Annotated in this window: 16 protein-coding genes; 7 read left to right on the top strand and 9 right to left on the bottom strand. The window is 63.2% G+C overall.

Translation table 11 applies throughout. The features are described 5' to 3' along the window. Nucleotides 1-344 precede the first annotated feature (344 nt). Nucleotides 345-1,172 (top strand): plasmid pRiA4b ORF-3 family protein, encoded by an 828-nt coding sequence (locus J7I92_RS18675; protein ID WP_251040156.1) that lies wholly within the window; start codon nt 345-347, stop codon nt 1,170-1,172. Here J7I92_RS18675 and J7I92_RS18680 read toward each other — a convergent pair. The 4 genes from J7I92_RS18680 to J7I92_RS18695 form a co-directional block, all read right to left on the bottom strand. Next, entirely contained in the window at nt 1,110-2,195 is a 1,086-nt protein-coding gene (locus tag J7I92_RS18680) for an ATP-binding protein (protein ID WP_214842975.1), read from the bottom strand. The genes J7I92_RS18675 and J7I92_RS18680 overlap by 63 nt on opposite strands. A 1,258-nt stretch (nt 2,196-3,453) precedes the next feature. Next, on the bottom strand, nt 3,454-4,251 hold the full coding sequence (locus J7I92_RS18685) for a hypothetical protein (RefSeq protein ID WP_214842977.1): 798 nt from the start codon (nt 4,249-4,251) through the stop codon (nt 3,454-3,456). A gap of 477 nt (nt 4,252-4,728) precedes the next feature. Further along, the gene (locus tag J7I92_RS18690; protein WP_214842996.1) at nt 4,729-5,184 is read right to left on the bottom strand and encodes a SpoIIE family protein phosphatase; all 456 of its coding nucleotides are present in this window, start codon (nt 5,182-5,184) and stop codon (nt 4,729-4,731) included. Nucleotides 5,185-5,699: 515 nt separating this feature from the next. Next, a complete protein-coding gene (locus tag J7I92_RS18695) occupies nt 5,700-6,050 on the bottom strand; it encodes a YegP family protein (protein ID WP_214842979.1) in 351 nt (116 codons plus the stop codon). Between the two features lie 565 nt (nt 6,051-6,615). Between J7I92_RS18695 and J7I92_RS18700 the strand changes: the two genes are divergently transcribed. After that, nucleotides 6,616-7,167: a hypothetical protein gene (locus J7I92_RS18700; RefSeq protein WP_214842981.1), complete on the top strand. Its 552-nt coding sequence runs from the start codon at nt 6,616-6,618 to the stop codon at nt 7,165-7,167. 481 nt (nt 7,168-7,648) lie between these two features. Next, nucleotides 7,649-8,413 carry a DNA/RNA non-specific endonuclease gene (locus J7I92_RS18705; RefSeq protein ID WP_311380427.1) on the top strand — a complete coding sequence of 255 codons (765 nt, stop codon included), beginning with the start codon at nt 7,649-7,651 and terminating at the stop codon, nt 8,411-8,413. A 207-nt stretch (nt 8,414-8,620) separates the two neighbouring features. Here the strand turns inward: J7I92_RS18705 and J7I92_RS18710 are convergent, their stop codons facing one another. The 3 genes from J7I92_RS18710 to J7I92_RS18720 form a co-directional block, all read right to left on the bottom strand. Next, nucleotides 8,621-9,085, bottom strand: a complete 465-nt coding sequence (locus J7I92_RS18710; RefSeq protein ID WP_214842984.1) for a sensor histidine kinase — start codon at nt 9,083-9,085, stop codon at nt 8,621-8,623. A gap of 245 nt (nt 9,086-9,330) precedes the next feature. After that, complete coding sequence (locus tag J7I92_RS18715; RefSeq protein WP_214842986.1) at nt 9,331-9,759, bottom strand: WxL domain-containing protein; 429 nt, start codon at nt 9,757-9,759, stop codon at nt 9,331-9,333. A gap of 482 nt (nt 9,760-10,241) precedes the next feature. Then, a complete protein-coding gene (locus tag J7I92_RS18720) occupies nt 10,242-10,565 on the bottom strand; it encodes an Lsr2 family protein (protein WP_214842988.1) in 324 nt (107 codons plus the stop codon). 288 nt (nt 10,566-10,853) lie between these two features. Between J7I92_RS18720 and J7I92_RS18725 the strand changes: the two genes are divergently transcribed. The 4 genes from J7I92_RS18725 to J7I92_RS18740 all read left to right on the top strand — a co-directional run bounded on the left by J7I92_RS18725 (nt 10,854) and on the right by J7I92_RS18740 (nt 14,690). Then, nucleotides 10,854-11,369 carry a WxL domain-containing protein gene (locus J7I92_RS18725; protein WP_214842990.1) on the top strand — a complete coding sequence of 172 codons (516 nt, stop codon included), beginning with the start codon at nt 10,854-10,856 and terminating at the stop codon, nt 11,367-11,369. 127 nt (nt 11,370-11,496) lie between these two features. Then, nucleotides 11,497-12,567 carry a hypothetical protein gene (locus tag J7I92_RS18730; protein ID WP_251040158.1) on the top strand — a complete coding sequence of 357 codons (1,071 nt, stop codon included), beginning with the start codon at nt 11,497-11,499 and terminating at the stop codon, nt 12,565-12,567. Continuing rightward, nucleotides 12,554-14,125: an EAL domain-containing protein gene (locus tag J7I92_RS18735; protein ID WP_311380429.1), complete on the top strand. Its 1,572-nt coding sequence runs from the start codon at nt 12,554-12,556 to the stop codon at nt 14,123-14,125. The genes J7I92_RS18730 and J7I92_RS18735 overlap by 14 nt, the downstream gene beginning before the upstream one ends. A 109-nt stretch (nt 14,126-14,234) precedes the next feature. Beyond that, complete coding sequence (locus tag J7I92_RS18740) at nt 14,235-14,690, top strand: Hpt domain-containing protein (RefSeq protein ID WP_214842993.1); 456 nt, start codon at nt 14,235-14,237, stop codon at nt 14,688-14,690. 15 nt (nt 14,691-14,705) lie between these two features. Here J7I92_RS18740 and J7I92_RS18745 read toward each other — a convergent pair whose 3' ends face one another. After that, nucleotides 14,706-15,497, bottom strand: a complete 792-nt coding sequence (locus tag J7I92_RS18745) for a response regulator transcription factor (RefSeq protein ID WP_214842994.1) — start codon at nt 15,495-15,497, stop codon at nt 14,706-14,708. 1,043 nt (nt 15,498-16,540) lie between these two features. Beyond that, nucleotides 16,541-16,885 (bottom strand): STAS/SEC14 domain-containing protein, encoded by a 345-nt coding sequence (locus J7I92_RS18750; RefSeq protein ID WP_311380430.1) that lies wholly within the window; start codon nt 16,883-16,885, stop codon nt 16,541-16,543. Nucleotides 16,886-17,253: the final 368 nt, after the last annotated feature.

The raw sequence follows: 17,253 nt of genomic DNA on the forward strand, positions 1-17,253 counted from the left end.
TTCTCCTTCGCAGTGCTACGAATGCTGATGCACTCGTGGATGCGGGCCCGGGTGGCTGCGGAGATTCGTCCCCGTACCGGGTGTTATCTTATGAACAAGGGTAAATGCAAGTCACATGGGTAACAATAGGTAACACTTGCCTCACTGGTCACTTTTTGATAAAGACCCAGCGCTGACGGGGTGTTGTCCTGGGCTGTGACGGTGTCACTTTCGGGTGGAGCTGAACGCCTCAGAGGCCGTAGTCATCCGCGCTGCCTTCGCGCGGCAGGTGAAATACTCTTGGGGGAAGGTGCTGTTCCGGCGAATCCACGCAGCCTGTAAGCGGGCCTGAAAGAATGGCCTGCATGGAGAAACTTGAGGCCGGGACAGGCGGTGGACCGGGATCGATCCTGGAGGTTCGTGTGGAGCTGGTCGACAGCGAGCCTGAAATTTGGCGTCGGCTGGAGGTCCGGGGCTCCCTGGCTCTGAATCAGGTACACCTGGTCCTGCAGGCTGCCTTTGGCTGGGAGGACCCTCACCTGCACAGGTTCACAACCGATAACCCCTTCGCACCCCTGCGGCCGGTCGACGGCGAAGTACCGGAAGCCCTGCAGTGGCTTCCCGGGCAGGAATGCGAAGAACCGGAGGACAGGCCCGAGGAGGATTGCTCCCTGGATCAACTGCTCGCGCTGGGTGCGGGCGGAGCGTTCTACGAATACGACTTCGGTGACGGCCGGCTGCACCGGCTCGAGCTGGTTTCCCGCCGGCCTGCGGAGCCGTCCGCTCCATTGGTACATCTGCTCGACGGTGCCCGTCGCGGCCCGCTGGAAGATTCGGGAGGCTTTCCTGGATACGAGGAGGTTATGGACGCGTTGGCCGACCCGTCGCATCCTGACCATGCCGAGTACTCCAATTGGGTGGCCGAAATAACCGGATCGGATGAGCCTTTTGACCCTGCCTTCCTGGACGTCCCCGCCATTACCCGGGCGCTGGCCGACCAGTTCGAACCCCGGGGTTTTGGGATAACAGGCCCGAGCCCGATCTCAGGCACAGCCCCATTTTGCGACCGCTCCCCCGCCCATTTTGAAACGCCGATAACGGAGATTCGGCCAACCTGCTTCAAGCGGAAGCTATTCGCGGAGGTATTGGCGGAGTCCGGGGATTGCGAAGTCCACCTTGCCATAGCCGGCTGACTCGATCAGGCCCGCTGCGATGAGCCTCTTTCGGTACTTGGACACCACATTAGGCTTGGCCTTCATCATGTTCCCTATCTGACCGGCCGCCGACGGCCCATCCTGAATGGCCATGGCATCAAGGAACTCGCGGTCTTTGTCCGAGATGTCCGATAGTGCTGACTCTACAACTACCAATGTGTTCCGTCTTTGGGCGGCGGCCAGGGCGCTGTGAACGCTGCTCTCGTCCAGTTTCCAGCTGGCCCTTCCTGCCTCCATCCAGAGGTAGTAGCCAACAAGCTGAATGAGGAACGGGTAGCCCTCGGTAGCCTCCGCAGCCTCATTGATGAGGTCGGGGGCGACGCTGATGCCTCCCTCGCTGAAGAGCTCGCTGTAGGATGCGGTGACTTCGGCGATGGCTGCCTCGTGGAGATTGATCCTGTCGGCGCGCCGCAAGAAGGTAGCCACCCCTTCGTTGAGCAGGTCGGATACAGCGGATGGCAGGCCGGCGAAGATCAGGCCGATGGGCAGCCCGTCGCGGATGAAATGCTGGACGTCAGCGGCCAGTTGGGAGATTTCTGTCCGGTCGACCGCATGTATCTCGTCGATGGTGATGACAAGGCCTGTACCTTTCGCGTCCAGCAACCGCAGAAGTTCGTCCCCGATCCGGCGCCAGTCCGCGATCCTTTCCGAAGGGAGCTGAGTTGTCAGTCCGAACCCGGCTGCCGTGAATGCCGTGATCTTCCGCGATGGCGGGCCATCCCCAAACTCGTCGACAAGCCGGAGCATGTCGTCGCCTATCCCGGCGAGGAAACCCGGATTGGCCGTTCGGGAGATCACGGCCCAGCCGTGAGTCCTCGCGATCGCCTCGGCGGCGCTTAGCATGACCGTCTTGCCGATGCCCCTGGATCCGGTGATGATGGTCAGAAGCCCTGGAGCGCCGGAGCCTTGCTGCAGGCCGTACTCGAATTCGTCCAAGAGCCCGGCCCGCCCGATCAGTACCGGGGGAGTCGCTCCGGCAGTTGGTTTGAAGGGATTCTGCACCGAAACCTCCGGGTGAGAGTAGGTGAAACTGGTGAAAGTTGTGAACTTCCGTCACCATATCAGTCGCTACCTCACGCGACGCAATTCCTGCGGCGGACGGGCTATGGCCGGTTTGGCTGCCCGCGCCTGGCATTCTGCCGAGGAGACCAACAACTGACGACCACCGCCGGCATGGATGTCACGACGGGCCCTATGTTGTCGTCAAGAGGGGAATCGTTTGGCGGTGACAGCTCTACTTTGCCCCGGTAGGACCCTGGGAAGATCACGACAATTTAGCGGGCCATGGACGGCATCAAGGCTGTGCTTGAAAACGCGGCAGCGGGGTTTGCGGTGGATCGTTCCCCCTAAGCTCAGCTGATCCCGGCTAAGGAACGTCCCCCGGCCGGGTGTACGGAGCGCTCCTCGGGGGCGGGGCGGCGAGTTGATCGACGAGTCATCGTTTTCGATCTACCCTGACGGTGGCCTTGGCGGTTCTTCTACGCCGCGATTGTTCTTCTTCTCCAAGCCGCCGCTACGAATGTTCCTCCGGCCAAGCCTGTTCCTCAGGGCCGGGGCTTCCGTCCCCTGGGCGGCAGGGCCAAGACTACGAATATCGGCAGGGGACCCCTGGACACCACGACCGCGCACCCGAACCGCCACACTACGCATACCTTCTCTCGGGCAAAATAGTATTAGTGCGCCTTCGAGCGATTGGGGCCGAACCTGTCTCCAGTAGTGTTTTGACATGCACCTCCTTGACCGCCAAGGAAGCGACTTGGCAGAGCATGACTCGGCAGAGCATCTTTAGGAGGATTTCCATGTATCACCCGCCGGATCGTCTTGACCGGCAAATACTTCAACCCTTCTGGGACATGATGCGGGAGCGTGCGGCGATCATGGCCAAAGACGGCTGATTATGGCAGTTTGAGTGGGTACCACTTTGGCAGCCTGACTTGAGCCCACCTCGTGACTCGCCGGAGCATTAATCGCAGTTTCACTTGAGCCCACCCCACCGTTGATTCCGTCAGAGCGTTTTTCCGATGGTGGAAGGGGAATCCCGCAAGTGTCATGCTTCCGCGCAGCGTGACTGCGGCTATCCGCAGGGCGACCGGCGATCTGCACGAGGCGGACCGGCACGATCGGTACGAATTGTCCCCCGAGGACCGGGCCTTCATCAGGTCGATGGCGGCCTCGGCTCCGGTGGGCCATCCGGTTTCGCCTGCAGAGGTAACCGGGACCGAGCGGCCCCGGCTGAGCCGGTTTCGCCGTCGTCCCTCAACTAGGGCTGGTAGTAATCGTCCGTGGGCGTGAAACCCGCACGATCCACTTTTCGGTGGTAGTGAACTCCAGCCATGCCGCCCAGAACGGCGCCTACCAGAGCTATTGCGGCCACGGCGATGGCGACGATGATGCCGCTTGTACTTAGCGGGCCCTCGTCCATGGGAAGGCGAAGGAAGCTATTGAGCGTGGTCAGGACATTGAATCGGCCACCGCTGATAATGGCGAGCAGGGCAAACGCCGCGGCCACAATCGCAGCCCACAACCACACCATGAGGCCCTGACCGATGCCATTGAAGCGTGCCATCCGTCCTGCAACGTAGCCGCCCGAAAGAAAGGCGAGGAAAGGGATCATCAGGAGCACAATCGTGCCGGTCATGCCACCCGCAGGTGATGATGTCCGGCCAGGTTCCTTTATCAGGTCGGTGCCGGTCAAGAAGCCGGCGTTACCGGCCGCCATAACCAGAGCAGCCAGCAGAACAGCCATTGCAGCCGTGGTTAGCCAGCCGAAGAAAGCCGAGCCGATCTTGATGCCACCGAACCGCTCCTCTTCACGGGCAACCACGGTTTCACGGATAGCGGCGACCGCGTCTTCCGGGAAGAAGCCTTCGACCGGGGCGCCAGCATCATCGAAGTACCCGGGTTCCTCCCTGTAGGGCAGAAGGCCATCGGATTCCTCGTAGAAGCCGTCCTTAACGCTGTCGGGGGTGCCGGTACCCCCTTGGCCCAGCGGCGCCGTAGCGTCGTCCCTTTCTTGGTCGCGTCCTCGCCCGCGATCAGGATCGCTTGCGCTGCGCATCACGCGTCCTCGCTTTCAATGCTCTAAGGAGCTCGTTCTCTCGACCGGGTGCAGCGGACTACCAACGGATCCGTAATCGTTCGACGCGCCGCCTGCCATACGCGCTCCCTCCGCTGTGCCTGCGGCCGGTGAGTATCACCCAAACTACTCGCACTCCGGCCCGGCACACGAGGGGCTTTCGGCCTCACCTCGACCCGAACCTGAAGCCGGAGGCGCGTTGATGATGCCGGCGTTCAGGTAAGCACCGCAAAGCCTTCGCGATGCCCGGAACGGGGGCGAAGTTGAAAGGGAAAACGAACGGCAGCGCCAACGGAATTGGACACACGGCGCAGCGGCACCCCGGTGGCTGTTGCGACGTCCCAGGCTCCCGGCACGCGCCTTCTGAGAGGAAACGGGAGGGGGTGCACAGGCAGAAGCGAACGGAAAGCCAGCCGGGAGCGGCCGGGATCGCGTAACAAGGTCTGGACTCGTGGGATCTCAGAGGCGGCGGAGGAGGACCGCGCTGAGGTCTTCGTCCGGTCTGGGCAGGGTCGGAGTGCCCTGGAGGATGCGGCGTCCAGGCCTGCCCCTGCGTTGACGAGGGCAGCGATGTGGTCCAGGGCGCGAGGGTGCCGCCGTAGACGTCCAATAGGCCGTCCGTGAAGCTGAACAGGGATCCCCGGGCCCGAGGAGCGCGGTGGAGCGCTGCCATGATCTCGTCCGCCCCAGTCCCAGCGGCAGCCCGGTACCGTGCAGCCGGCGGTAGCCGCCGTTGACGCCGTTGACGCCGTTGACGCCGTTGACGCCGTTGACGCCGAGAATGATGGTGAGGCCGTGGCCTGCATCCGCGTACTGCAGTATCCCGGATTCTGGGTCGAAACGGGCCACGAAGGCTGTCGCGAGCGTCGCGGTTTTCTCAAGGTCCCTGGAGAGTGAGTTGGCCGCCCGGTTCAGGGCCGTGACCTGGCGCCCCGCGTTCCATGAACGTCAACAGGTCCGGACACGGAGGACACGGGGACAGTGGCGTCACCGGGAGCTCGGCGCCGAAGACACTGACCAGAGCGCCACGGAGGGTGACCAGTACGCCACCGTCATAACCCCTTCGTGTACTTCGAGGCCATCACGTCATGCCCCGAGTGTGCGAGCATGATGTGGATTTCAGCCACATGGCTGACGAGCTCCGGTCCTTGGCAACGACACCCAACTTGTCGTATATCAGCCCCAACGTGTGCAACGACGGGCACGACAGCCCCTGCGTGGACGGGCGACCGAATCAGCGTCATCGTAAGCGGACCACAGAGGGCTAATTTCCCCTCGTGGGGGTCAGACGATTAGCCGGCAAGTCCCACAGCGCTCACCTCTGAGTAGGTGGTCTCTAAGGCGCGCCCAGGTCTCTATCAGAAAGGCCAGAGCGGGCTGATGCCGGGCCGGCTTTCTCATCGAATAGCGCCCTGCTCTGCCACTGGGCGTCAGGTGACAGAATGCCAGCGGCGTGAACCGGCCCGTTGCAGAGTCGTCCTGGCGGGGGCGGTGCCGTTAACCTCAGGATCTGGATGCGCCCGAAGCTGGCCAACCCCGGTGCGACCGGATTGTGCCCGAAGGAGCCGAAGCCTACGCCGGAACGGCTCCCCGCGATGCCCCGAGGACATGTCCCGGATGAGGCCGGTCCCGGCAACCTCCCTAATGAGACTTATGCCGGCCGCCGCCTGACGCTTCGTCGGAAAGGTCTCTGACACGGCCAGGAGTTCGCCCGAGGGCCCTCGGAGCCGAGTGCGGAATCCTCCATCAGGGGCATCGATAATTTCGAAGTACCCGGACATATTGCGCCTCCGTTTCTGCTGGTTGGAGAGGACGGGCGGGGGTCTGCTGTCCGCTCTCGGCCATAATAGGTCCGAAGTTCTTGGCAGGCAGCCAGTTACCAGGTCGAATTGTCCACACCTTCTCCCACCGGCACCGGGGTGACGGGTTCAGTATCTCCACTGCCACTGTCCTTTTCTCTCTGCCTTCCCCCAGGAGTGAACAACTGATGCCTTAATACTGCAGCACAAGAAGGAGGACGCTCCCCTGCCCATTTCGAACGCCGATAATTGATCTTCTGTCACTCTGTTCCCCGGATAGACACCCGCGGTGCCGATAAATGGACTCGGAGTGCCCTTCCCTTGCCTACCGGCGCGTATCGGCCGTTACCGGAGGTAACAGCCATGTGGCGAAAGGGCCACAAACGCCTTTCGACGGCCCCGAAATGCGCCCCGGAATTACGGTCCCGTGATTGGATTTCCGGCCGCTTAACGGTTGCACGAAGAACCGGAAACATCCCTCGTCTCGGGCTTTTGGCGCTCCTACGCTGGAGTCATCCCATCACCCACACCCGAAAGGGGTACCCACATGAAAAAACTAAGCGCCGGGCTGACTGCCATCATCATTGCACTCGGGCTGGGCCTACTGGCTCCGGGGCCCGCCTCCGCAACTACTTCCTACTGCGGGCTGGTCTGGACCTCGCTGGCCAAGTCCAACCAGGCCATGAGCGCCGCCTCCATTACCAACATACGCACGGGACAGCACACCTGCTTCGACCGCCTGGTGTTCAACATCAAGGGAAAGGCAGCCGGCTACAACGTCCGCTACGTCTCAAAGGTTGTACAGGACGGGTCCGGACAGCCGATCAAGCTCAGGGGCGGTGCATTCCTGCAGGTCACCGCCCACTCGCCCAGCTATGACAGCGCCACGGGCCAGGCCACCTTCGTGCCGGCCAACCGCTCCGAGGTGACCAACGTTTCGAAGTACCAGACATTCCGGCAGGTTGCCTGGGCAGGCAGCTTCGAGGGCCACACCACCCTGGGCCTGGGTCTCCGTGCCCGGCTGCCCTTCAAGGTCTTCACCCTTGCCGGTCCCGGCACCGGATCCACCCTCGTGATCGACGTCGCCCACCACTGGTGACGCAAGATATGACGGCCGACAAAACCGGGTAATAGAGCCAGGTACAGCGAGGCCCCGCTCCCAACGGGAGGCGGGGCACCGCTGTGCCCACCCCCGCGGTCGCCTGGCACTGGTCTTCTCCGGCCATGGACGAACTGCTGCTCCCCGAGACCGCGGCCATCGAAGACCTTTCCAGCCCCGAAGGCTTGGACGAGACATTCCTGGGCGTGTCTGTGCCACTGCCGGCCCTTGCCGACGCGGAGACCGTCCTGCTGCCATACACCCACTTCTCCGTGCTGATGCGCCTGGACAAACGTCTCGCCGCCGTCACCGGCGTTGGGATCGACGGCGAGAAGCTGATGGACCTGGACCGTTCGGGCATCAGCTGGCGGCTGGATCCCCGGCTTCCTGCGGACCAGCAGACGGGGGAGCGGGTTTACGCCCGGAACGACATCGACCGGGCCATCTGGTACGCCGGGCCTCCGCTGTCTGGGGCGACACCGTGGCTGAGGCCGAGCAGGCCAACGAAGACACGTTCCACTACACGAACGCCGCGCCGCAGGCGGCTAAATTCAACCAAGGCATCGCACTGTGGCTGGGCATCGAGGATTACCTACAGGAGCACGCCGCCCAGTACCGCAGCCGGGTTGTGGTCTTCACCGGGCCGGTCTTTAGCCCCGCCGATCCCGTGTACCGGGGCGTGGACATTCCGTTGCGCTTCTTCAAGGTCGCAGCTTTCATCCACCAGGGCGAGCTGGCGGCCACTGGGTACGTGGTGGACCAGACTCCGCAGCTGGCCGATCTGCCCGACGTGGCGCGGCCCGGGGCTGTTGAGGACGCCCCGCCGCTGGGCCCGTTCCGGACATTTCAGGCCCCGGTTCGGGACATCGCGGAGCTGACCGGTCTGGACCTGCACCAGCTGATCGCCGCAGACCGGATGCCCATCAGCGCGACCCTCGGTACAGTCCGGGTCGGGTCCACGTGGCGGCTGTTGGGCGACGCCGAAGACCTCGATTTGGACTTCGATGGCCCGGCGCCGTTCGGTTCCTTCCGAGTCATCCATTGGCGAGGCGTAGGCGGCAACGAAACTACCCCCGTCACTCAGGACTTCGATGGCCTCGGCAGCGAACCAGCGGCCGAGGCCCCTTCCACGCCAACCGGGCAGCATCTCCACGCGGTCAAGGATCAAAAAGTTCTCGCCGAAGCCTTCAGTCGTGTCTTCCACCGGTCCAGCGGGCTCTCCGGAGGATGGGTCCAAGACAACTGACGCGACCGCAGATAAGTCACCGTCCAGGGCGTCCAAGAGGTCGAAAACCCTTGGGTCACCAATTCGACACCGGACGATGTGCGCATAACCTATGACCTGCTCATTATCATCTTCGTCAGATAGATAGAGCGACAAACTCCACTGCTCCACGAGGCGGTCATCCGGAAAGCTAAACGCTCGCCGGAAATTCAGCTCGGCTGGTTGTAACTAATCCAGCGGAAGCGTGATGCTCACCCGTGTGCCGTGGCCGGGGCCGGAGTCGATGGCGATCGTGCCCCCGGCTTCGTGCACAGCGATACTCATGAGGCGCACACCGAACCCGTGTCGTCTCCCACTAAGGGACTGGGTATCGAATCCGGCCCCGTTGTCCGTGATGTCCAGCCGGATGCCGTGGTAGACCGCTGCCAGCCGGATGGTCAGTTGGGTGGCATGGGCGTATTTGTACGCGTTGCTGAGCGATTCCTGAGCGGCGTGGTAGAGCAGGGCTGCGCAGGCTGCTGGTATTTCGATGCCGTGGTGCGGTGTTTCCCACCGGACCGAGGTTCCTGACCTGCGCAGGGGAGTGGTCAGCCTGTCGATACAACCGGCGAGTCCCAGGGCGTGGAAGTCAACGGGGCGGTCATCGGTGATGACGTTGAGGCTGACTTCGTCCAGCGTTGGTGTTTGATTCACGATTCTTCCCGCTTCCTGGCAGCCCTTGTTGCCTTCTTCGCGACTGGGATCAAGCTTGATCCGGCGTGCGCTTGGGTTAAGAGTGCCGAGTCGGCATCAAGGATTCCGAAGCATGTCCACACCTCTGATGCAGGGTTGTGGCGGGATTCGACAAGCATGACCTTGCAGGGTGGTTTTTCTACCGGCTCACGGAAGCAAACGACTCGTGGGGCCTCGGCAGGCACTGTGGCCCGGTGCCGGCTTCGTTAGGAGACGGAGTACGTGACCGTTGCAGTGTAGGCATCCGCCACGGCCTCGTTTGGCACGTGAAGGGTCAGGCTGGCGTCCCAGGTTGCTGTGTTGTTGCCGGTTACACATGTGGCAGTCTGAATGATCTTTGGTGTGGTCGGGTCCATTGCCGGGGACGCGGTCAGGGAGACGGTGCCGGTTGTGGTGGTCGCCGTCGGGGTATAGGTGGCTTCTGCGGCGGATAGACGGGCGCCGGTCGCATCGCCCGTGAAGTCCGTGAGGAGGACTGAGGCACTCCAGCCAGCAGTGCCGGCGCGGTTGTCTGTCACCGTGATGCCTTGGAGAGTGACAGCGGCGACGGTGCCCGGATAGACCACCCCGAGATCAACTGAGGCGGGGGCAGAGCTGAAGCCGAGCGGACCTGACGAAACTACGACGGTGGCCACGGTGTTCGCTCCGGAAGCTGGCCCCGCTATCCCCCCAAGGATGGCGGCCGAGCAGATAACGGAAAGTGCGGGGCGGATTGGTGCACGCCGGGACGCGGTCCGCGCGGAGCCAGCCTGTGCTTGCATTGGTGCCCTCGTATCTGGTGAGTCCAGAGCTGGCGGCGCCAGTCCGAGTGCTTCACAGATTTCATCTGCGGACCCGATAGTGAGACCTATGGAGACCGATGGCCTCAGGTTGTCATGCGGGAATCCGGCGCGACAACACTGGCCGGTACCCGTCTTTCACCCAAAGATGGGTTGGCTAAGATACTTGGATTCAGACCGGATACCTGCTTGCGGAGTCCTTTTCGATGCAGATCGAAACCATGGCTGAATGTCCGGAGGTAGCGTCCCAAAAAGAGAACATGACCTGCACAGCGCGGGAATCCGGGCGGGATAGGTCGCGCCAGATGAGAGCAGTTCAGGGCGATCTGCCCTGGTGGTTAGTTGGCCGTTTCGTATTTCCGTACTATGTCCGCCTGAACCCGCCCGCGGTCGCTTACCGGCATTCCCCGTTCCTTTGCCCACGCCCGGACGTGAGCAATCGAGTGATGTGCTTTTGACCGTTCTGCGCGTGCCCTGCCCCGGCCGGTTGACGTTTTGCGGCCGGCCTCGATGTAGGGGCGCAAAGCGGCACGGATTTCAGCGGCGTGTGAGTCATTTAGGTCTATTTCATAGGAAACGCCGTCCACAGCGAACGTCACTGTTTCCTTGGCCTCGGAGCCGTCGATGTCGTCTTCCAAAGACGTGATTCTTTGCGTTGCCATTTGACGAGGCTAACAGCGGTCAATGGAGCAGCAGATACACGGGCCGTGCCCGCAGCAACCACGCCCAGAGGGTGTTGACGCAGGATCCCCACAGGTTTTCCGCAACGCCTGAAACTTCGCCCCAGTTTCTCCACACTTTGGATAAATGCGGAAGGTGGTGCTGTTAGCTTGGGATCACCGGGGGAAACCTGTTGCGATGCATTGCACCGTCAACAGAAAGCAGGCGCAGTGGGTTTTTCAACCGGGCACACGTCCTGCAATTCCCAATCAAAGCAAAGGTCTCAACCCATGCGCAGCATCACCCGTGTATCACTCGTCATCGCCGCCTCCGCCGCACTGGTCGGCTCCCTGGCTCTTCCTGCTTCCGCCGCCGACACGATCGCAACCGTTGAGGTTTCCGCCGGCGCACTGACCATCTCCGCCCCGGGCGGCGCCGACCTCGGCGCCGTCGCGCCCGGCAGCCCGATCAGCGCTGACCTTGGTAACGTGACCGTCTCAGATTTGCGGGCCGGTGTGGAGGGCTGGGACGCCCAGGTCAACATGAGCGACTTTGTTGGTACCGACACTGCGACCATCATCCCGGCATCCTCCGCCACGTACACCCCCGGCACCGCAGTTGAGACCGGCACGTCCACCGTTACGCCGAGCGCCCAGACGGGCCTGGCCACCGTCAAGACGGTCCAGGCAGCGACCGGAGTCTCCGGAAATAACACCGCCGCCTGGGACGCGGACCTGAGCTTCACCGCTCCGGCGAACGCACTGGCCGACACCTACACGGCAACCCTGACGCACTCGGTCCTCTAAGCCCCACGGTAAGGAAACACTCCCGGTTTCGGGGTGCCCGCCATGAGGCGGGCGCCCCGCGCCGGGGCTGGCCTGCACCACTACTCACAGTTCCCGACTAAACCGAGGTCCCGTTTTGCGTTTCCTGATGACAGTGTTTGTGATGATCCTCCTCGTCCTCTCCCAGACGGCGCCCGCCACGGCGGCTTTGGCCGCGGTACCGGGCGAGACCACCGCGCCGGCGGCGCCAGCCGGCATTGGTATCCGGCTGCTGGATATTCCGGCGAGCACCAAGGACGATCCCCGGGCACGGACCTACATCATTGACCGGCTCGTCCCGGGCACAGAGATCAGGAGGCGCGTCTTGGTGGAGAACAACACCGGGTCCGCGCAGTCCGTCCGCCTCTACTCCGGGGCCGCGCATATTGACGCCGGGTCCTTCGTCGGCGACGACGCCGGTTCCAGGAATGAGCTGACTACCTGGACCACCGTCGCCCAACCACAGATTGACCTCGCCTCAGGTGGATCGGCGGAGGTCCTCGTGACCATCAAGGTCCCCGCCGACGCCGCGGAAGGGGAACAGTACGGTGCCGTATGGGCCGAAGTCCGCAGCGCGGCCGACAAGGGAGCCGTTGTCCAGGCGAACAGGGTCGGCATCCGCATCTACCTCTCGGTCGGGCCGGGCAACGGCAAACCGGCGGACTTCACCATCACCTCCCTGACCCCTGCCCGTGACTCCACAGGGCACCCTCAGCTCAGTGCCCTTGTCACCAACACCGGTGGCCGCGCCCTTGATGTCTCCGGCGAACTCAGCCTTACGGCCGGCCCGGGCGGGCTCTCCGCCGGGCCCTTCGCCGTCCAGCAAGCAATCACCATAGCGCCCGGCAAAGAACAGAACGTCACCCTCACGCTCCCGCGGGAGCTCCCCAACGGCCCCTGGACTGCTCAGGTACGGCTCAAGAGCGGCCTGTTGGAACGCCAGGCATCCGCCCCGGTCAGCTTCCCTGATGCCGGACCCGGAGAGGCAGTCGCCCCGGTGCGGGGAGATGGCAACGAATGGCTGCCCTGGCTCGCGGCCGCAGCCTCGGTCCTGATCGTCCTCGCCGCACTCGCTCTGAGTTTGCTGGCCCGGCGCAGGCGCAGGCTCCACCAGACCGCAGCGGCACCAGCGTCCGGCACCCGCCGCGCCAACCGTCAAGGTGCCCGTGTCACACGGTAGGGGCCGTGACCGCTCCTCCGCCCCGCCAGCGGGAGGTCCTGACCGCCCGCGCGTGGAATGCCCGAGCGTCCCCAGCGTCCCCAGCGAGGCCGGAAGCGTCCTGTCCGTCTCGCTGCCGGATGGTTTGCTGCCCGGCGCCGACGCTTCCCGCGGGCTGCCGGGACAGCACGTGCTCGTCTGTCTGTTCACGTTCCAAGTGATGTTCGCGCTGAGCTCCGCGGCAGCCCTGATACTTATCCCTTCGGGTCTGTTCCCTCATCCGTCGCTTCAGACACTGGCCGGATGCCTTGCCCTGATACTGACCGGCGCCACGATTCTCGGAACCCGGCGCTACATCCGGAGCCAGCGCCGGGACAGGACACGGGGCCGGGGCGCGGCGGACCTGATTAACACCGTCCTGTTGACCAGCCGGGAATGGCTCTGGGTGGTGGATCACCGAGGTACTTTCACCTTCTCCAGCCGGACCAGTCTGACGCTGCTTGGTTATGAGCCGGCGGAGCTTGTCGGCCAACCGTGGTCGACGGTGATTGAGCCGGAGGATCTGGACCGCGCACGGTTGTCGGTTCTGGCTTCGCAGGACCCTGACGGGTTCGCCGGTCTTGGGGTTATCGTCCGCTGCAGGCACCGGGACGGCAGCCCCCTTTGGATGGAAGTCTCAGGCAGGGCCTGTCTCGGCGCTGACGGCACACCTGCCGGGTTTGAGGGGACCGGCAGGCTCCTGACATCCCCGACCGCTGAGGAGGCCGCCACCACGCGCAGCAGGGCACGCATCCGGGGAATCATTAGCGGGCAGAGGCTGCTGACGGCTTTCCAGCCGATTCACGACCTCACTACCGGGCACGTTATCGGAGCTGAAGCACTGTCGCGGTTCGTCAGCGACGACGGCGTCAGTGCGGACTACTGGTTCGGGGAGGCCTCCGTCGTCGGGCTGGGGAACGCGCTGGAGTTTGCCGCCTTGGAGACCGCGCTTAAGGCCGCGGAAGCACTGCCCCCGTCCCTGTATGTAGCCCTGAACATCTCTCCGGACACCTGCCTGGACACGCGCCTGCCACAGGTCCTGGAGGGCTCGCATGTATCCCTGGACCGGATCATCCTGGAACTGACCGAACGCCTGCCCGTGGTGGAATACGGTCTCTTGACCGCTGCGCTGGAGCCCCTGAGACAGCGGGGCCTTCGCATCGCGGTCGACGATGCGGGTTCCGGGTTTGCCTCCATGCGCCATATCCTCCATCTCCGGCCTGACATCATCAAACTGGACCGGAGCCTCATCGCGGGAATCCGTGACAACACCGGCCAACTTGCCCTCGGCGCGGCGATGGTCGAATTCGCCAAGCGCATCAACGCCACCCTCGTGGCCGAAGGCATCGAAACGCCCGCCGACCTCTCCGCTGTCACCGGCCTCGGAATGACCGCGGGCCAGGGCTATCTCCTCGGCAGGCCCTCCATCCAGCCAAGGGACTGGGCAACATGGCCACACCAGACCAGGTTCACCAGCCCGGACGGGATGCCGTCGCCGGGTGACTCTTGCCCTGTGCCCGAGCATGACCCCATCAGTTGAGGTAACCGGAAGACGCCGTCGGCCAAGCCCTCATCAAGGAAGCCCAAGGCTTTCCACAAGATCGGCCATCAACGGGCTAATTCCTAAAATCGGGAAGTAGCGTTAAGGAATGTCCATTTCAGGCTCCGGCGTCGAAGGCGCGGATCGTGTCCCAGCGCACGCGTCCTCCAGCGTTCCCGCGGGCTCGGGCGTGCGGCACGAGGAAGGGGAGCTCCCTTTGCTGGATCCGGCGGTCCTGCGGGACTTGGAGGAGCAGCTTGGCGGTGCCGGGATCGCATCCGATTTTGCCCGGGACTACGCCATGCTGTGGGGCCAGCGGCAGGGTAACCTCGTTGCCGCGGTGGGGCGGGAGGACCGCGAGAGAGCCCTTGATGCGGTGATCAGCCTGAAGGTCTCCTCGGCCATGGTTGGCGGAGCGCGGATGGCCAGGCTCACTGAGAGGTTGGAGGCAATTATCCGCGGAGGAGACTTTCCCGGCGGGCGGGCGCTCTTGGCAACTGTCGCACGACATGGCAACGCGACGGTGAAGGAGCTTCAGCTCAACTACATCAGGAAGGCCGAGTAGCGGCAAAGCTGCCGGTTACAACGCTTGCCCGGGCTGTTCCGACTGTTCCTGCGCAAGCCTGTAGCCCACGCCGCGGACGGTCTGCAGCCAGCGGGGCGCTTCCGGGTTGTCCCCGAGTTTGCGGCGGAGGTTCCCGACGTGGACCTCAACCGCCCTTTCATCGGATTCACTGATGTAGGTGGCATCGCGGTAGTACTCGCCCCGGACGACGCGGACGAGCTCGGTCCTGGACCGGACTGCTCCGCCTGCACGCATCAGATCGTGAAGGAGGTCGAACTCGCTGCGCGTCAGTTCAACGGGTTTCCCGCCAAGGGCGGCCGTCCGGCTCTTGTGGTTCAGTGCCAGACCGTTATGCCGGAGCACGAACTCCGCCCCCGGGGTCTCGGATGCGGAAGGTTTGGGTTCAGCCGGAGGTGGCTGGCCGAGGGTGGTCTCCTGCCGGGGCCGGCGCATCATGGCCGATATCCTGGCTCGCAATTCCAGCGGCCGGAACGGTTTGGTGATGTAATCGTCGGCTCCGCCGTGAAGGGCGGTCACCATGTCGGGTTCTTCGGTTCTGCCCGTGAGCACGACGACATATGCATTGCTGAATTGGCGGAGACGGCGCAGGACCTCGAAACCGTCAATGTCCGGAAGACCGATGTCCAGGATCACGACGTTGGGCAGTTTATCCCGTACGGCTTCTACTCCCTCGCGGCCGCCGGAGGCCGTATGGACTTCGAAACCGGCTTGAAGGAGCACAGCTTGGAGAAGGTTGCGCATGTCGGCGTCATCCTCGATTATGACAGCCACGCCTAAATCGCTCATGGCCCCCTCCATGTTGACTGAATATCCGCGTCGGCCCAGCACCGATGCGGTATTCCGCCTGGTTTCCAAGCTACAAGCAACGGTGCCTTTTGTATAACTGTGTTCGTTTGTTAAATCGGACGCTGTCAATGCCGTGGCGGTGTGTGAATTTATGAATTCCGCTGAAGATCGGCCGCTATGATGTCTTTCCCCTCGAAAGTGACGGGCGGCCAGTGCCCGGACGTGCCGTTTACCATCAAATCGGCAATGACGGTTCCGCTCATACGCCGGGCGGGCGGCTGAAAAGCTATAAGCACGTAGCGTCGGGCGTTGAGGCCTGGTTCCGTTGTCAGGCGGGAAGATTAGTGCCGCCGCTTGCTGGCGGTTATGGACCAAATCGTTGTCCGGCGCTGAATATTGAGCGAATCTTGAGCTTATTCTTTGGCTATTTTGAGCTTGTCTGGGTAAACGGGCTGCTTCCGGCTACGATCGGCGCGTTGTCCTAATTGAAAGGGTCCTGTGGATTTCCTCCGCTATGTCACCGCTCTGGCCATCTTCGTGACCACTTCCCTTGTGTTTGTGGTCTGCGCGCACTGGGTTCTGCGGCGACATACGATGCGGAAGGCCGAGGCATCTTCCGGCACTGAGGACTAGCGACCGCCGTGCCGTACATTGACATCAACCCCCACTGCAAAGGCCCGAAATGGCGGGCGTACGTTGTGCTGGCGGTCCTGGCCGCCCTCACCATAGTCGTTGTCGCCGCCGCGCTTTCCGGCCCCTAACGGTCCTGAGCCACGGCAGCCGGGCTCTGGCGTCCCCTGATGCCACGGGGCGCTAGCTGGAAATCTCTGCCGACCACTTTCTAATGTCTTCGGCGCTGAATCTGACACCCGGAAGTTCCCGGCGGAGTTGTTCGCTGAGGTCCGCTTCCACGGCAAACAGTGGACGGCCCCGCGACGCCGAACCTACTTCGGCAAGAGCCGCCTCAAGTCCTCCGAGGAGCGAAGCGAGCATGCCGTTCACATCCGCAGGTGAATGGCCTTCGGAAAATCCTTGCCGGGACATCATTCAGGCCTGGGCGCCGTCCTGCCGGAGCCAGAGCCTGCCAGCCAGGTCATCGCCTCAGCACGCGAGGTGAAGAAACGGGCGGGCCACGGCGGGGTGCACCGGACCAGGAAGAAGGTCGCGATCGCCCAGTCAACCGGCGATGATCCCAGCAACACAATTCGCGTCACCAGGCAGGGGCGGGCAAAGATCTGGCGGGCTTTGCAACCCAACCACGCGGTCGTTGCCATGTCGACGAGCACCGGGTAACCGTTTCCTTGACGCAGGCGGTTTACCGCTCCCATCGCGGCCAAGGCGTCCTTCTCCTCAATAACTGCCCCGCGCACCCATCGCAAATACAGCACACCGTCATGCAATTCAACGGCTCAACGGCGGATTTCGCCGCGTCGCCCATATCCCGGATCATTTTGCCCCCCTCGGCGGAATCCCCGACCCGCCATCCTGAACTTATCGCATTTCTATTGACCGGCCACTAACGTTTCCGGACAGCGTGTTCAAACCGGAGCCGGAGGAATCCTTTGGTTCCCGCCACCGGACAAACGACTCACGGAACCGCTCCACTAAACCGCAGAAAAGATGGTTGTCACCGGTGTCGACTATGCACCGCTCAACGTCAGGGTCTGTCAGATTAACGGTGGGTCTGGCCTGGCTTGTGGTTAGTTGATTCTGCCCTCGAATGCGATCGCGAACGCGTTCAACGCCGGCTTCCACC

It is taken from the genome of Arthrobacter sp. ISL-72, from assembly GCF_018613755.1.
Classification (GTDB): domain Bacteria; phylum Actinomycetota; class Actinomycetes; order Actinomycetales; family Micrococcaceae; genus Arthrobacter.

Bases quoted from the DNA above. Each gene is read 5' to 3' on its own strand.
- J7I92_RS18675 (WP_251040156.1), top strand. From the start codon at position 345: ATGGAGAAACTTGAGGCCGGGACAGGCGGTGGACCGGGATCGATCCTG.
- J7I92_RS18685 (WP_214842977.1), bottom strand. From the start codon at position 4,251: ATGCGCAGCGCAAGCGATCCTGATCGCGGGCGAGGACGCGACCAAGAA.
- J7I92_RS18695 (WP_214842979.1), bottom strand. From the start codon at position 6,050: ATGTCCGGGTACTTCGAAATTATCGATGCCCCTGATGGAGGATTCCGC.
- J7I92_RS18700 (WP_214842981.1), top strand. From the start codon at position 6,616: ATGAAAAAACTAAGCGCCGGGCTGACTGCCATCATCATTGCACTCGGG.
- J7I92_RS18720 (WP_214842988.1), bottom strand. From the start codon at position 10,565: ATGGCAACGCAAAGAATCACGTCTTTGGAAGACGACATCGACGGCTCC.
- J7I92_RS18725 (WP_214842990.1), top strand. From the start codon at position 10,854: ATGCGCAGCATCACCCGTGTATCACTCGTCATCGCCGCCTCCGCCGCA.
- J7I92_RS18730 (WP_251040158.1), top strand. From the start codon at position 11,497: ATGACAGTGTTTGTGATGATCCTCCTCGTCCTCTCCCAGACGGCGCCC.
- J7I92_RS18740 (WP_214842993.1), top strand. From the start codon at position 14,235: ATGTCCATTTCAGGCTCCGGCGTCGAAGGCGCGGATCGTGTCCCAGCG.
- J7I92_RS18745 (WP_214842994.1), bottom strand. From the start codon at position 15,497: ATGAGCGATTTAGGCGTGGCTGTCATAATCGAGGATGACGCCGACATG.